At 48.0% G+C, this 14,842-nt stretch carries 12 protein-coding genes, 1 tRNA gene and 1 pseudogene; 7 read left to right on the forward strand and 7 right to left on the reverse strand.

Annotation, left to right across the window (positions count from 1 at the left end):
• Window positions 1–153 precede the first annotated feature (153 nt).
• The 3 genes from JK621_RS04410 to JK621_RS04420 all read left to right on the forward strand — a co-directional run bounded on the left by JK621_RS04410 (window position 154) and on the right by JK621_RS04420 (window position 870).
• Window positions 154–354 (forward strand): hypothetical protein, encoded by a 201-nt coding sequence (locus JK621_RS04410; protein WP_212558788.1) that lies wholly within the window; start codon window positions 154–156, stop codon window positions 352–354.
• On the forward strand, window positions 351–647 hold the full coding sequence (locus JK621_RS04415; protein ID WP_212558789.1) for a hypothetical protein: 297 nt from the start codon (window positions 351–353) through the stop codon (window positions 645–647). Before JK621_RS04410 ends, JK621_RS04415 begins: the two co-directional genes overlap by 4 nt.
• A 146-nt stretch (window positions 648–793) precedes the next feature.
• A tRNA-Arg gene (locus tag JK621_RS04420) sits at window positions 794–870 on the forward strand.
• Window positions 871–885: 15 nt separating this feature from the next.
• On the opposite strand, the pseudogene JK621_RS04425 reads toward JK621_RS04420, so the two are convergent.
• From JK621_RS04425 to JK621_RS04445, 5 genes and pseudogenes are all read right to left on the reverse strand, one after another.
• A pseudogene (locus JK621_RS04425) lies at window positions 886–1,125 on the reverse strand (tyrosine-type recombinase/integrase); the annotation flags it as partial.
• Window positions 1,126–1,147: 22 nt separating this feature from the next.
• Window positions 1,148–2,380: an MFS transporter gene (locus JK621_RS04430; protein ID WP_212558790.1), complete on the reverse strand. Its 1,233-nt coding sequence runs from the start codon at window positions 2,378–2,380 to the stop codon at window positions 1,148–1,150.
• A 180-nt stretch (window positions 2,381–2,560) separates the two neighbouring features.
• Window positions 2,561–3,247: a hypothetical protein gene (locus tag JK621_RS04435; protein WP_212558791.1), complete on the reverse strand. Its 687-nt coding sequence runs from the start codon at window positions 3,245–3,247 to the stop codon at window positions 2,561–2,563.
• Between the two features lie 151 nt (window positions 3,248–3,398).
• Entirely contained in the window at window positions 3,399–4,736 is a 1,338-nt protein-coding gene (locus JK621_RS04440; RefSeq protein WP_212558792.1) for a sigma-54-dependent transcriptional regulator, read from the reverse strand.
• The gene (locus tag JK621_RS04445; protein WP_249337139.1) at window positions 4,721–6,022 is read right to left on the reverse strand and encodes a sensor histidine kinase; all 1,302 of its coding nucleotides are present in this window, start codon (window positions 6,020–6,022) and stop codon (window positions 4,721–4,723) included. The genes JK621_RS04440 and JK621_RS04445 overlap by 16 nt, the downstream gene beginning before the upstream one ends.
• Before the next feature lie 1,573 nt (window positions 6,023–7,595).
• On the opposite strand from JK621_RS04445, the gene JK621_RS04450 reads away from it, so the two are divergent.
• Window positions 7,596–8,213, forward strand: coding sequence for a GntR family transcriptional regulator (locus JK621_RS04450; protein ID WP_212558793.1), 618 nt, complete (start codon window positions 7,596–7,598; stop codon window positions 8,211–8,213).
• A gap of 300 nt (window positions 8,214–8,513) precedes the next feature.
• Here the strand turns inward: JK621_RS04450 and JK621_RS04455 are convergent, their stop codons facing one another.
• Together JK621_RS04455 and JK621_RS04460 are read right to left on the reverse strand one after the other, a co-directional pair.
• The gene (locus JK621_RS04455; protein WP_212558794.1) at window positions 8,514–10,613 is read right to left on the reverse strand and encodes a peptidase domain-containing ABC transporter; all 2,100 of its coding nucleotides are present in this window, start codon (window positions 10,611–10,613) and stop codon (window positions 8,514–8,516) included.
• A 15-nt stretch (window positions 10,614–10,628) separates the two neighbouring features.
• Window positions 10,629–11,909: an HlyD family secretion protein gene (locus JK621_RS04460; RefSeq protein WP_212558795.1), complete on the reverse strand. Its 1,281-nt coding sequence runs from the start codon at window positions 11,907–11,909 to the stop codon at window positions 10,629–10,631.
• A 248-nt stretch (window positions 11,910–12,157) separates the two neighbouring features.
• On the opposite strand from JK621_RS04460, the gene JK621_RS04465 reads away from it, so the two are divergent.
• From JK621_RS04465 to JK621_RS04475, 3 genes are all read left to right on the forward strand, one after another.
• Window positions 12,158–12,316 (forward strand): hypothetical protein, encoded by a 159-nt coding sequence (locus tag JK621_RS04465; protein ID WP_212558796.1) that lies wholly within the window; start codon window positions 12,158–12,160, stop codon window positions 12,314–12,316.
• Window positions 12,317–12,475: 159 nt separating this feature from the next.
• The gene (locus JK621_RS04470; RefSeq protein WP_212558797.1) at window positions 12,476–12,685 is read left to right on the forward strand and encodes a hypothetical protein; all 210 of its coding nucleotides are present in this window, start codon (window positions 12,476–12,478) and stop codon (window positions 12,683–12,685) included.
• Window positions 12,686–12,701: 16 nt separating this feature from the next.
• Window positions 12,702–14,831, forward strand: a complete 2,130-nt coding sequence (locus tag JK621_RS04475; protein ID WP_212558798.1) for a prolyl oligopeptidase family serine peptidase — start codon at window positions 12,702–12,704, stop codon at window positions 14,829–14,831.
• Window positions 14,832–14,842: the final 11 nt, after the last annotated feature.

Here is a 14,842-nt window from a genome sequence, read left to right on the forward strand (position 1 = left end):
GCTGAGCGCGCTGTCAGGCGCTGAATCGCGATCGTCGGCGTTTGCCGGTGGGGATTTACGTTTTTTTTATGCCAACGGAATGATCCTCTACGCCTTTTTTACCGGCTGCTGCGTAAGCTGGCATTATTCATACTGCGGTACGGGAGTAAAATCATGATGGTCATCGCCCGGTTGCACTCATTGCACCACCCGATTGATAGCGAACCGAAACACGTCGGTGAAACGGTGTTCGACTCTTCTTTGCACCCGGCGGATGTGGCGCAGCTGATTGCGTTGCACAAACTCGCCGTACACAAAGCGCAGCCTTCATGGAGAGCGCGGCTGCACGCGTTGTACCGGAGGATGCGCGCATGAGAAAACTCGCGGGCATAGGTTTTATGCTGCTGGCGTGGATGCCGCTGGGCCACGCCTCGTTAAATGCCGCACCGGTCAACGCCGCGCTCAGCCAACAGCTAACGGCGGCCTGCAACCTGCTGACGGCACAACACGCCGACTGGGGGAATATCAACGCGGTGGTGCGTTCGGCCCGCGTTTGCCTGCAACGCCCGGCAGGGCAGGAGCAATCCGAGCGCCTTCCCGCCACCGCCGATCGCGGCCTGGCCCAGCGCAGCAGCAGCCTGCTGCCGGATCTCACCCAAGATAAATGAAGGTGCCGGCCCAATGGGCGGCACGGGCGATGGGCGAAAAATCGCCATAAAGCACGGCTGCCGCCGTAACGTCATGAAAAGGCATTGACTCAGTGACCTCTGACCGTATAATCCCAACCCGCAACCCCCGGTTGCCGCATCCCAATGCGCCCTTAGCTCAGTTGGATAGAGCAACGGCCTTCTAAGCCGTAGGTCACAGGTTCGAGCCCTGTAGGGCGTACCATTAAGTTTCAATGAGTTACCTCTGCCCTCCAACCGCCACATTTTCCCAAAGTGCCAAATTAGCGACATTATCCGCCAAAACTACGTCAATTTTTCTCGCATGTTCGGTTAAATGGGAAGGGGAAAGGTGAGCATATCGTTGAACCATCTCTATGCTCTCCCAGCCCTCCATTTCCTGTAACGCTGAAAGTGGTACTCCTGCCTGAACCAATCAACTTGCCCAAGTGTGGCGCAGATCATGAAACCGGAAGTCGGTTACCCGTGGCGATTCACAGCGTTTAAATCAGAGGAGGTCGGCTCTGTCCCTGACCCGCTAAACCAAATAGCAGCAGTGCCAACAGTGCAATCAAGCCATGAAATAAAAATGCAGCGCCATAACCCGATTCCTGAACAACCATCCCCGCCACCACGCTGCTTAGCGTGGCGCCAATACCCTGCACGGTCAGTACGGCTGCGAATCCGAGGTTAAAATGTCCCGTTCCTACCAACAATTTTTCTAGCATCAAGGGTGTCAAAATACCCAGTAAGCCGGCACCCAGGCCATCAAGAATTTGTACCGGATAAATCACATCAAAACTTTGAGCCTGGGCCGCAATCACGCCGCGTACCGGTAATGTGGCCAACGCAAACAACACCATATGGCGTAACCCAAAGCGCCGGGCTGCGGCAGGTGCCAATAATGCCCCGGCGATGGCCGAGACTTGCCCGACAATCATGATAATTGCCGTTGTTTTAAAAGGTTGCTCCAGATTTAATGCAAATTGTTGAATCAACAAACGAGAGATCGGCGCATTACCAAAATGGAACAGCATCAGTGTTAATGCAAAAACCAGCAAAACGCGGTTAGACCATAGAACCTGCAATTGGGAGGGTTGATTGGGCCGGCCCTTTTGTTGCGCTTCACCCTGCCCGCGAGCCACTTCATGATCAATGTGATGGGCACTGATCGATAATGTTGCGAGTACAGTGACTACGGTGGTCAGGATCATTAGCGTTGCTACCCCGGATAACCCTATTTCACTACTGATCCACCAGGTGCCGATTAACAGGACAATATTGCCGGTGTGGCTCCAGGCCTCATTATGGCTGACCTGTTGACCAAAGTCCTTGCGCCCGACCAGCCCCAGTGAGATAGCAACCATTGCGGGGCCGATAAGCAGTCCTGCCAGAGCTGTTAATGCCTGAGTAGCAAAAACCACAGGTTTGGTTGGCCACAAAATACAGGCAAAAGCTAACAAGGTGGTCAGTACTACCGGCACGATGATCAAACTGCGTTTGAAGCGGGTTGCATCGACCAATGCCCCCGCAGGGATCCCCCCAAGTAGTCCGATAATTCCCCCGGAAGTTGCCAATAATCCCAATTGAAACGGCGTCCAACCTTGGGTAACTAACCAGGCGTCAAGAAATGGCCCCATTCCATCACGGGCATCTGCAAGAAAGAAGTTAAGTGTCGCCAGCGAAACGAGCGTTCGGGTTCGAATATGGGTATGTAGATCACTTAGCACGGTCATTATGACATTCCATGTAGTACCAAGAGCAAGAGCAAGAGCAAGAGCGCAGGCTGCATCGCCAACGGGCCAGTTTGAAAAACTGAATCATGCCGACATGTAACCCTTCTCGCCGTAATGCGCTTAGCCATAAAACAGTGGACAGCGAACCAGTAACAAGCCAAATCCATAGGCTTGCCCGCATCAGGGGACGCCGCGATACAGAGGCTGAAGTGCCGAGAGATGAGCACCCGCACTAACGGCTTCAAGCGACTGCCCATAATTATTACGTGTCCCCAGCCCCGACGCGGCAAACGGCATTCCGGCTTTAATGGGGATCTGCATACCATTGGGGGGGAAACGCACAATACTTCCGTCGTTGAGGATCACACCATTGGTTTCACCAAGGGGTCCTGTCAGGACAGTCTCGATAGAACCTTCAACTTCCAGTTGCTGCAAATTATTCGCACGCAGATGGGGAGGAACCCCCCCATTACCGATAGCCGGTGGTTGATCAATCAGAACGCGGCCTGTCGCAACATTGACTATGCTGTTGGCTTTTACTCGTTCCGCCGTTTCCCGATACCCCATGATACGAATGGACTGACCCGGCGAGGCGACCACGGCCAATATGTCCCCCATATGGGGTGGAAAGGCGACGATGATGCCGCTTTCCAGCCGCAAACCATCGACTTCCCCGAAAGGATTGATGAGAAGACGCTGTACCTTGCCTTCAGCTACCGCCGCCAAATCGTTCGAGGCATGGTTAACCGAGGGCAGAGGCAAGGGGTGAAGAGACACAAGAGGAGGGTTGGGTGGGACCTGTGTTATAGCCGGCGCTATTCCACCCAATATAGAGAACAAAGATAAAACCGTAACGGACACTTTCATGATAACTCCCGAGAAAAAACAGCCATGTCTTTTCCTATGGCAAGGAGTGTGCCAAATAAAAAATTTAAACTATTCAGTTTATTAGGTTAAATGCTTTTTATAAAGTGTCCGAAAATCGGACAGGCTGATGTCCAGAATACGGACACCCCTGCTATTTAATGCCAAAATGTTCAAGCCTACGATAAAGCTGCTGACGCGAAAGGCCAAGCCGACGGGCCGCTTGAGCTCGGTTATCTCCGGTTGCAGCCAATGCGCGCATAATCATCTCCCGCTCAATGGCCGCCATAGTCTCCTCCAGCGTACCATCCCAGTTCAGCACCGGCCCTGGGCTCTCAACCGGAGAGGCACACAACCCCAGTTGGTTGGGGTCAATAATCGAACCCTGACTGAGCACTGATGCCCTTTTTATCGCATTCTGCAACTCACGCACGTTCCCCGGCCACAGGTGCGCCAACAACACTTGAGCGGCCTGATGGGAAAGACGCTTGGGTGTATCGCCCCCCGAACGTCGTAAAAAATGTTCCGCCAGTAAAATTGCGTCTCCCAAGCGTTCACGCAGTGGGGGCAACGTAATGGTGATGACCTGTAGCCGATACCATAAGTCTTCACGGAAACTGCCTTCCCGCACCGCCAAAGGCAGGTCATGATGCGTAGCGGCAACGATGCGCACCTTCACAGGATAGGAGCGAGATCCCCCGACGGGAGTGACCTCTCGCTCCTGCAATGTTCGTAAAATTTTCGCTTGCGTCGGCAACGGCATGTCACCGATTTCATCCAAAAACAGGGTGCCGCCCTCTGCCTCTCGGAATCGCCCAATACGATCCGATATGGCACCGGAAAATGCCCCCTTTACATGCCCAAACAATTCGCTTTCTATCAGATCTGTCGGGATTGCCGAGCAATTTACCGCGATGAAAGGCCCGGTGGAGTATGAACTGTTACGATGTAGCTCGCGGGCCACCAATTCTTTCCCTGTTCCTGTCTCCCCCATAACCAGTACGGTGATATCACTGTTCGCCACCTGGCCAATACGTTTAAAAACCTGTCGCATGGCCTCGCTACTCCCGACCAGATCATCGTCAGGTGATGGCATCTCAGCAGACGGTTTTGACGCGCTCTGATCTTCCGCGCTCTGCCTCAGGGCGCGCATTAGCACCTCTTGCAGCGCTGCCCGGCTAATGGGTTTCGTCAGGTGATCAAAGGCGCCCATCCGCATTGCCTCAATGGTATTACCACCGCTGGCATACGCCGTTAACATAATGCAGGGCACGCCGGGTGCGAGCTTGCGAGCCTGACGCAGGAAGACCAGCCCGTCATCACCCGGCATACGTAAATCCACAATAGCGACAGCGACATGGCCGGCGCGAAGCTGTTCTAGTCCGGCCAATGTACCGTCAGCCTCTATCGCGTGATGATGCAAATCGGTCACGGCTTCAGCCAGGCTGGCACGGAAAGCGACATCGTCATCAACAATCAACACACAGGCCATGTCAGCTCCATTTCAAAACGCGCCCCTCGCACGCAATCGACCAAGTAAATGTGTCCGCCGTGAGCATGAACAATTTCACGTACCAGCGCCAGACCTAGCCCGGTGCCGCCATGCCGGCCTGTGATAAATGGCTTGAACAGCTGAGCCCGCAGCTCTTCGGATACGCCGGGGCCATCATCAGCCACCCACAATAACAAGTTACCGTTATCATTACGTCTGGCCCCCATCTCAATACGCCCAAGGTCGGAAACATGAGCCAGCGCGTTTAATATCAGATTATCCAGTGCTCGCGCCATTTGTGGCGGGTCGAACAATGTGATGCCGTGCATCTGGGAATGCAACTCAGGGGCAATCGTCAGCACCAGTTCAATCTGCCGCTTCTGGGCAGTCTCAAGATGCACTGTTTTCCTTTCCTGTAACCATGCCTCAATGTTGACTGCGTGGCGTTCAACGCGAAATGGCTGTGTTAAGGCCAGCAGGCTGGAAACCAACCGGTTTAGCCGTTCCGTTTGCTCTAAAACCGCCTGCAAGGCACTTTCTGCTCGTACCAGCCTGATCGCTTCGGGGGCGAGCAACGCATTTTCGGCCTTCATTTGCATAGTGGCGAGCGGATTACGAATTTCATGCGCCAGCCCGGCGGAAAGCTCACCTAGCGCCGCCAGTTTTTCTGCCTGTGCCAATTCAGCCGACAGGCGTGTAGATTCACGTTGGGCATTAGCCAAGCGTTGCGCATAGTCATTCAGCGCCACCGTCACCCGATCAAGCTCAGGCAGCCCTGAGAGTTCGGCGAGGGTCGGTGAGTCGATAGCAGTCCGCGATTTGTCCAGGACCTCAGCCAGATGATGTACGCCGCGTGACCAGCGAGTAAGTGCCCAACCCAACCAACCGCCGGATAAGAGTACAAACCCCAGCAAAAGCCCCATTGCCAATACCAACTTATCAAGCGCATCACCGGTGATTGTCGGAACGCGAGATAATGTCCACGCAACCAGCCCCGTATTAGCCTCCATCGGGCAGGCTGAAAAAACGACGGCTTCACGCAGACCTAGGCGCAAATCGGTAACGGAACGCCGCCCTTCGAATGCGCGATGGCTTGTTGACTCAATTCGCTCCAATTCAGCACTTGGCGGGTCCTGTTTGATCCCACTTCCGTCATAAGTGGGGAAGGCGTAGGCCACGACCCCCGAGTGGGCACTCCACAATCCACCTTCAACGCCAGGCCTGTCTCGCAGAGTTAAATCGATGATTGCCTGTGCGGTGGAAACCCACTGCGGGTTTGTGTCCATATTGCCAGGGACAGCGCGAATGCCCGCCCGCGAGGCGGAAGCCCGTAAAGTTTCACAGCTGGTGGCTGTTTCCTGGCGAACGCGCCTAATCTGCTCATCCGCCCCCTGTCGGCCAAGCTCGAAGATAAGCCACCCTAGCGTTATTGAGACCGCCGCAAAACTTAACCATATGAACAATAACCCGCGTCGCAGAGGCATCATTTTTCCTTTTTGTTATGAGCGGTTCATACGTTTTTGAATCAGCGAATTCTAACATTCTTTGTAAGCATCCCGCTTACCCGGCGTGATGAACCGGTGATCCAGGTGCTGACTGAAATGGCAGAACGTTAAACCCGTTTGTGGTTATTCACGATACTACCTGCGGTTCGCACCGACTTTTCTGCACCGCTGCTAAAGGCCGGGAGTTGTTGGTCAAGGCTGTGCCGCTTGTGGAAGAGTTTGACAGGAAGTTTTCCTAGTGCAGATAAGCGTTCCCGACTTACACGGGGGACACCAGGCGTTCTGGGGGGAATCAGCCGGGAAACCAATACCGGAAAAACGCTAAAGCGGTGGCCAGTTTTAGTTGACCATTACGTAATCGCTTAATGAAAAATAGTGACACGTTAAAAGTAGAGTGTTGATGGTTTGTGAATATTTACCATCTTATCTCCATGGTGTGATATTCACGCCTGTCACATGGAGGGGCTCTAAAGGTCCGCCATTATGCGGGGTTTTGCATTTCGGCCTCAGCCAATTCCGATACACATCGACCCGTTTAAGGCTTGTTGCAAGAGAAAAAGTCCCCCAGAACAAGCAAAGGGACTCAGGGCGAAAGGCTTGGCTTCTTCTTAGTGTTCTGGATTTTTATCCAGTATCTTAAACCTGGTTATGTATGGATATTTTTCGCTTTATTATTTGTGCTAATGATAACTGCTATAATTGCTACTGCGGCCAGATACCTGTGATTGTTGATGATGAAAGAAAAATAGTTAACGAAAGGCTTTCAGAAAGACTCTCCACTGAAAGAAAAACTTGTTTAATAGATGGTTAAATTGTGATTTCATTGGAACCTGATAGATTTCTAATGAAAAGAATAGATAGTGCGAATTATTTATATCACTGGATTAAGTCTGAATCGCATCTAAAAAACAAATAAAATGAATTATGAGTGTGCTTATAAAGTGTTAGTGAATATTTTGTATGATGAGTATCTTAGGACTGGGGGACGTTGTAAAAATGGCGGAGAACGTTGTCTATGTTTCACTGAACCTCCTGAATGTTCTATGCGTATAGATAAATAAAAATATCAACTTGTTAGCTTAAAATGCTATAAGGGAAAAATTTGATTTCGGTGGAGGAGTTACGCTGACCAAGTGATTGACGGGGGATCATGAATAAGCCTGCTAGCAAGCCGAAGTCAGGGCTGAGCTACAAAGATACGCACGGCCACCGGACAAAATCTGTCTGGAAATGGTGGGTAAGATCAAAGACTGAGTTAAGGGTTAAAAAGTGTATAGATATATGTGGGGGGACTGAGGCACACTATGGTCATCATTTATAATGAACAGTGTCTGTTTTAGAGGATGTAACGCCAGTGTATGAAATAAAGGATGATGTTTTTAACAGATTACGGAACAGGATAATAGAAGGGGATTTTCAGGAGGGGCAGTATATAAATCCAGGAGAACTATGCATCTCACTTAAAGTCAGTCCGGTGCCAGTGCGTGAGGCATTGATTCGTCTCTCCGAAAGAGGTCTGCTTATATGGGAAAGAAAACGTGGGTTCAGAATAATATCGTGTAGTTTGTCAGAATGCGCCGCAATATTGCAGATGAAACGTACAATCTTTACAAACGCGATTAATCGTTTGTGCCCGCTACAAATTTCACCAGACTATCTGAAAAATGCTTGCAGTCGCATCACCTCTGCACTATCTGATAATTTAAACTGGACTGAATTATCAGATATATTTCTTGAATATAATAATGTGATTATGTCTGAATTTGAGTTCCATATTTTCCAGATAGCCTATGACAGAATTCATGAGTACCACCGAAGGATGTTTGTGCTCGAACCTGATAAAATATCCTCTCGCTTGTTTCTCCTGAAAAAGACAATTGAGTACACTTACAGTTATCGCAAACATGAAGCTCTGGAGGCAGGGTTGCAATTTATTGACGACGATGTTCAAAGCATTTGCCAAACGGTATGAATACCGAAGGTTTGGCAGATACAAAACTAGTTAATTGTTAATAAGGTGCTGTAGAACGGGGTAGTTAAAGTAACCCCCGTTTTACAGACGGATTTCTATCTCTTTACGGGAAAAATCATAGATCAGAATCTCGTGGAAGACATCGAATGCCAGTATGGCACGTGTTTGTCGAAAATTCCGCAATACGTATGCCAAAGTATCGTCCATATACCCCACGAAAGTGCAGTAGTGTTTCGGTAGCACCGTATGTCATTGAGGCAGAAACCTGTCTCTATACGGTGAAGGATTAACTGGCGATATTCATTTCCCTTTATTTATGAGAGAAAATGCTTTACCTGCTAGCGCAATAGTTTTGGGGCGATGAGCGACAATAATTCGTGTAATTCCCAAATCGGAAATGGCTTCATTGATGAGATTTTCATTGTTTTCGTCGAGATGGCTGGTTGACTCGTCCATGAAAAGAAGCATCGGCTTGCGATATAGTGCCCGGGCAAGAAAGAGCCGTTGCTTTTGGCCTCCTGAAAGCAAATTTCCCATATCGCCTACGAACGAAGAATAACCCATCGGCATCGCGGTGATCTCTGTATCAATTTGAGCGGTGCGTGCGCACTCTTCAATCCAGTCCTGATCAGCGACAGGATCGAAGCATGCAATGTTCTCAGCGATGGTACCGGAAAAGAGTCTGTCATCCTGTAACACACAACCTGTGAGTGCGCGGTAATTAGAAAGTCCAATGCTTTTGATATTTTTCCCGCCATACATGACCTGACCACTGGAAGGAGAAATCAAACCGGCAAGGATTTTCAGCAGGGTTGTTTTACCACAACCTGAAGGCCCCACAATGGCAATGCTTTTACCCGGTTCAACAGTCAAATTGATTCCTTTTAAAATCTCTGCTTCACCTGTTCCATATCTGAAATGAATATCTTTCGCCTCAAAAATAGCATTTTTTTGAAACCCTGGCTGAGGTGGTGGTACGTGCAGGCTACTGTCTTCTTCAACATTTGTAAGAGCTATATCGGCAAGACGTTGTGAATGTAGGCTCAGCATTTTTAAACGAAAAGCTATGTCAGTTAATTTATTTGAACGGCTGAACAATTGCTCTTGATAAAATGAATATGCTATGAACATACCGACAGTCATTTGACCATGTATAATCGCACGTGCTCCCAGACATAACATTATGATCCTTCCAGTACCAAAAAGGAAAATTGCTATAAAGTCGAACAAAATATCAATCCGTCGAATCCTTAATCCGCAGTTTGTGGCGTCAGCAAGTTTCTTTATCCATGATGCTAAACGGTTTGTCTCAAGGCCCAAAACTTTTAAACTGGCAGCTCCACGAATTGTTTCCATAAAATGGGTGCTTTCGCGGGCCTGTAGGACCAGTCTTTCTTCAGAGGATTGGCGATAGGTGTTGTAGAACAGAATTCTTATAGCTATATAAGTTGCTATAATCATAAGTGCTAACACAGCCAGAGAGGAATTATAGGTGAACATCATTGCAATAAGTCCTACGATCATGCACCCATCTATTATGGCATCTATGAGGTCTGTCGTGAGGGTATGTTGAATTGAATCAAGACTATGAAATCGCGATAAAATATCTCCGACGTGACGACTTTCAAAAAATGTTAATGGAAGGCGAATTAAATGAGAAAACAGTCCGATTTCCCATTGCAGGCTGAGTTGAGTACTTAAGAACATCATCATCCATGATCGCCCGAAGCTGATCAATGCTTGTAGGATTAGAACGATTAATAATCCTATCCCGGTCATGGTAACAAGTTCAAGATCGCTACTGACCACGGCCTGATCAATTACCAGTTGAAGTCCGATCGGCCCTAATAAGGCAAAAAATTCCAGGCAGAAAGTGAGTAAAAATATTGAGATAAGACTGCGTCGGAGACCACTGATTTTATCGAAAAGTCCCGATAAACTTAATTTTTTCAGTTCAGTGCGCTTTTGAAAGCTTGGAGTGGGAAACACTTCCAAAACGATCCCAGTTAAGTGTTTTTTGACCTCTGAATATGATATTTTTCTTTTTCCCTGGGCTGGATCATGAATAATTATTTCCTTAGAATTAACTCGCTCCAGTACAACATAGTGATTGAAGTCCCAGTGTAAAATAGCAGGTAAACGCAATTCATGAAGTTCTTCCGGCTCTATGCGTAATGCTCGGCTTGTTAAAGACAACTTTCCACACATATCTGCCAAATCCTTGAGCGTCATCCCCTTTAAAGACGTAGAGAAGTGGTGTCTCAGTGCGCTTAAATCCACTCTAAACCCATAGAACCCGGCCACCATAGCCAGGCATGCCAGTCCACATTCTGCAGCCTCTGTCTGTAGCACAACAGGAAGTCGTCTGGTAAAGCTAAATTGAATATCGTTAAATCTCATATATCTTAATTTCCGCTAGATGCTACGCAGACCAAGGATCGGTTCAAAAAGCCACTCATATATTCGTCGGGTTTCAAGCAGAACATCAGCTTCTACCGCCATTCCCGCCTTTAATGGCACTCGCCGGCCATAGACGGTGACCTGGTTGCTATCAGGCTTTACGGTGATTCGGTAAAGGTCTGTATTCTGAGCCCACATTTGATCATTTTTCCCTTCTGCATCAGGGATCTCCCCGGAAACAGGCGCTCTTGAAATGGTGCTCACTGTACCTGGATAGGTCCCGAATTTTTGATATGGATAAGAAGCATATCTTAGCAATACCCGCGCACCTTTATTCAAAAAGCCAATCTGCGAGCTTTTTGCGAAGAGATAAACATCTAAATTTGATGAGGCGGGAAGTATGGATAGAAGGGGAGTACCTGCCGCCACATACTGACCTGGCTGGAATAATATGGAGGTGATGGTTCCTGATACTGGAGCAGAGATGTCAATCTCTCTTAAGGACTCATTTTCTGCAATATCCTTGTCTATTGAGGAAATTTGCCTACTTATTTCACTGTTCTCGGATGCAGCCTTTGAATCAAAAGCGGAAAGAGTATAGCTGATTTCATCAAATTTTCTGGCTATCTGAATACGCTCTTTCTTTAGCTCATCAAGTTCTTTAATCACTCTTTGATAGTTTTCATACCTGTCCATTAAATCTATTTTGCTAATTAATCCTTTTTCAGAATAAGATTTGTAGCTATTGTAGCTTCGACGCATTTCATTCATATAAGAATCATAATGAGATATTTGCTGTTCTATTCTATTTATTTCTTCCTGAAAGTATGTGCTTTGGTGCTGCAAGGACGGTTTTTCAATCTTCTCTCGTGCTATTCGCCGTGCCATTTCCTGGGTGAGTTCGGAACGCTGATTACGTAGTTGGTACAGTATGTTTTCTTGTGTACCACCTATAGCTGTTCTGTTATCAGACGCTACGGAAAGGAGTAGTGAGCCACGAGTGATTACACTATCTTCGCTGACATTGAATCTGGTGATATATCCCGACCTTGAGGCATAAACGCGTGCAACACCTGAGGATGGCTGGACCAGTCCTGCGACTTTAACCCGACTGGTGTATTCCCCAAAATACAAAAAAGACAACACTGCGCCAGTTACAATAAGACTTACTCCGGTAAGAAAGGTTATTCCAAGTGGCCTGAGTGCTATGCTATTACCGAAATAGGAACCACTACGCTCGGAAATTGCCTCATGTCTGAATAGTGGGAGGGATTCCTCGTTGGTAGTCTGATTCATATTAGGACTCCTGTAACAATACTCTCCAGTGCGAATTTCATGGAAATATATTCTATGAAGGAAGAATAAACACATTATAATTAGAATATATTTTCAATTTACTGGATTAATGTAGCATATTGTAATGACCCGATAAGGGGATTAACCATTCACAAAGGAAATGCCAATGCGTGAACTTGAATCGTATGAAATGGTAAGTGTAGCCGGGGGAGTTGGTGCCGGGAACGGGAGCGGCAACGGCAACGGCAATGGTAACGGCAATCGTGGCGGGAACGGCGGCACTTGTAACGGAGGTCCTGGCGGCGGTGGTGGGCGAAGTGGTAATGGCGGTAATGGTGGTAACGGCGGCAATTGCGGCGGTGGTAACGGTGGTGGTAACAGCGGAGGTGGCCGCCATTAAGAGTTAATTAGGTCCCAAAAAACAGCGGTTCGCCGATCCTAAGGGGGACGAGCCGTTGTGAGTAACTCAGTTAAACAATGTCAGGAGAAAAAAATGCGCGAACTGCTTCACTCAGAAATGTTGCTCATTGCTGGAGGTTCCCAATGTAACGGGGGCAGGGGCGGGAATGGAGGAAGAGGAGGTAACGGGGGTACAGGTGGCAATGGTGGAAGCTGTGGCAATGGTAACGGTGGAAATGGGGGGAACGGCGGACCTGGCGGTAATGGCGGTAATGGAGGAAATGGAGGACCTGGTGGGAAGGGCGGAAAAGGGGGTGAGGGTGGAAGGGGGGGACACAATGGGCATGACGGAAAAGATGGCCGTTAAGTTTGACTGAAATGAGGTGTAAAATATTGATCCTTTTGAGAAAAACTATTTTTATGGTTTCGCTGTATCTTCTGGCTGGCGTAGCATATTGTTGCGCCCGAGCTGATGTTTTGTTTGATTCTCAAAAAAACAAGGATCACTATCGCTGGATGGAAGTTGAACAGAGCTATATGGCTCAATGGCTTAAGCTCAGAACGAAGCAATCTCGAAAAACGATAGATGCCCTTCCCTGGAGAGGGGCTACCGAAAACCAGCTGCATGCTTTTATCAATGCTGAAGGCAACCTTTCAGACGTTTACGATGCAGGGGATAGTCGTTTTTATCTACGCTCCACTCCTGCATTTCCTTATTTACGCCTTTTTGTAAAACAGAAAAATAGCAGCGAAAAAGTGATTATTGATCCTCCTGTAGGTAGCGGTATTCACTTTTTTTCTCCTTCGCATGATGGTCGGTATGTCGCTTATGGACTATCCGAAAGTGGTGCAGAAATTACCTCAATTAAGATTCTTGATGTCAGTAGCGGAAAAAAACTTGACGATATTATTCCACGTGTTCGCTACCCAAACATAGTGTGGCGACCTGATAATAGATCATTCTACTACACGCGCCTGCCGCCCATAAAAACAAATGGCTTGGCTTCCGAGAGTCTTTCTGGTGAAAAGGTTTATCTTCACCATATCGGTAAGGATTATAAAAGCGATGAAACCATTTTTGATGCTTATATGGTATCAGGACTAAGAAAAAGCACTTACGATGATGTGGCTTTATATGCGTCGCCGGATTCAGATTGGCTGCTTGCATCTATATCACCTTCAGTTAGTGGGTATAGCAGATCAATATTTTCAGTACGTGTTAAAGCATTGAATGGACGAAAAACCCCGTGGGTGAAAATTATCGATGGAAAGAAGAATGTATCTGATTTTGTTTTTTCCGGGAAATGGTTATACCTGGCAAAATATAATTTATCTTCAGGTTACTTGATTACGCGCCTGGATCTCGGTAAGCCATATACTTCGGAAGAGAAAGTGCTTGAGTGGTCGAATGGTGAATTAACTGGTTTTACAACCAGTAGCGAGGCGCTTTACATCACATATCATGATTCCGGGACGAACAGATTTGTGCGTGTGCCATTCGCGAATATTAATCATATTCAGAATGTCCCTCGTCCATTTGATGGCGAGGTTACGGCCTTGTTTTCAGGCATTGACAGGCGAGGGATTCTCTTCACGTTGCAGGGGTGGACTAGGCCACCGGGAATATTTCATTATGACCCTGATAACATATCAGTCGAGAAGACCAATCTGATTGAGCCGAAATCCTATTCTTTTTCTGACTATGAAGTGGACGAAAAATGGGTTATGTCAAAAGATCATGTGCGTGTCCCTCTCACCATCATTCACCGTCGAGGAATGAGGTTAGATGGCTCTGCGCCAACTTGGCTAAGTGCCTACGGAGCTTATGGAACAAGTACGTTTCCCAACTTTGATCCGTCACGTCTTATCTGGCTCAGAAATGGCGGTATTATCGCAATCGCTCATGTTCGCGGGGGGGGAGAACTGGGGCCTGCCTGGCATGCAGGTGGACGTGGCCCAAACAAAGAAAATTCAATTACTGATTTCATACAGTGTGCAGAATATCTGGTGAGTCATGGTTACACAAAACCTGCACGACTTGCTATAAGCGGTGAAAGCGCTGGCGGAATCATTATTGGAATGGCAATGGTACAGCGCCCCCGGTTGTTTGCCGCCGCGGCAATTGATGTTGGCATTCTTAATACCAGTCGACTGGACCAAATTCCAATTGGCCCAATGAATTTTGAAGAGTTTGGTTCACCATCCACCGAACATGGGCGGCGTGACCTGCGAAAAATCGATGCATACAACAACCTGCAAGACGGTGTACGTTATCCTGCTGTAATACTTACGGTTGGGTTAAATGATGCGCGGGTTTCCCCATGGCAAACGGCCAAATTCGCCGCCCGCCTGGAAGAGATAGCTCTAAAGGAAAAAGAACCAAATCCAGTGCTTATTCTCGCTGAAAATAATTCTGGGCACAGCCCAAGTACCTATGCGCAAGCTGATGCAAAGTTCCTGGATATCATGAGTTTCTTTATTTGGAGAACAGCCGACGATGACTCAAGCATCAGTGTGCCTTAATGGCCCTTAGC

Source organism: Serratia plymuthica (genome assembly GCF_018336935.1).
GTDB lineage: Bacteria > Pseudomonadota > Gammaproteobacteria > Enterobacterales > Enterobacteriaceae > Serratia > Serratia plymuthica_B.

What these genes read in the sequence shown, in the direction of transcription:
- JK621_RS04415 (WP_212558789.1), top strand. Translation starts at nt 351, where the DNA reads ATGAGAAAACTCGCGGGCATAGGTTTTATGCTGCTGGCGTGGATGCCG.
- JK621_RS04455 (WP_212558794.1), bottom strand. Translation starts at nt 10,613, where the DNA reads ATGAGATTTAACGATATTCAATTTAGCTTTACCAGACGACTTCCTGTT.
- JK621_RS04460 (WP_212558795.1), bottom strand. Translation starts at nt 11,909, where the DNA reads ATGAATCAGACTACCAACGAGGAATCCCTCCCACTATTCAGACATGAG.
- JK621_RS04445 (WP_249337139.1), bottom strand. Translation starts at nt 6,022, where the DNA reads ATGGACACAAACCCGCAGTGGGTTTCCACCGCACAGGCAATCATCGAT.
- JK621_RS04440 (WP_212558792.1), bottom strand. Translation starts at nt 4,736, where the DNA reads ATGGCCTGTGTGTTGATTGTTGATGACGATGTCGCTTTCCGTGCCAGC.
- JK621_RS04465 (WP_212558796.1), top strand. Translation starts at nt 12,158, where the DNA reads ATGGTAACGGCAATCGTGGCGGGAACGGCGGCACTTGTAACGGAGGTC.
- JK621_RS04410 (WP_212558788.1), top strand. Translation starts at nt 154, where the DNA reads ATGATGGTCATCGCCCGGTTGCACTCATTGCACCACCCGATTGATAGC.
- JK621_RS04435 (WP_212558791.1), bottom strand. Translation starts at nt 3,247, where the DNA reads ATGAAAGTGTCCGTTACGGTTTTATCTTTGTTCTCTATATTGGGTGGA.
- JK621_RS04470 (WP_212558797.1), top strand. Translation starts at nt 12,476, where the DNA reads ATGGAGGAAGAGGAGGTAACGGGGGTACAGGTGGCAATGGTGGAAGCT.
- JK621_RS04430 (WP_212558790.1), bottom strand. Translation starts at nt 2,380, where the DNA reads ATGACCGTGCTAAGTGATCTACATACCCATATTCGAACCCGAACGCTC.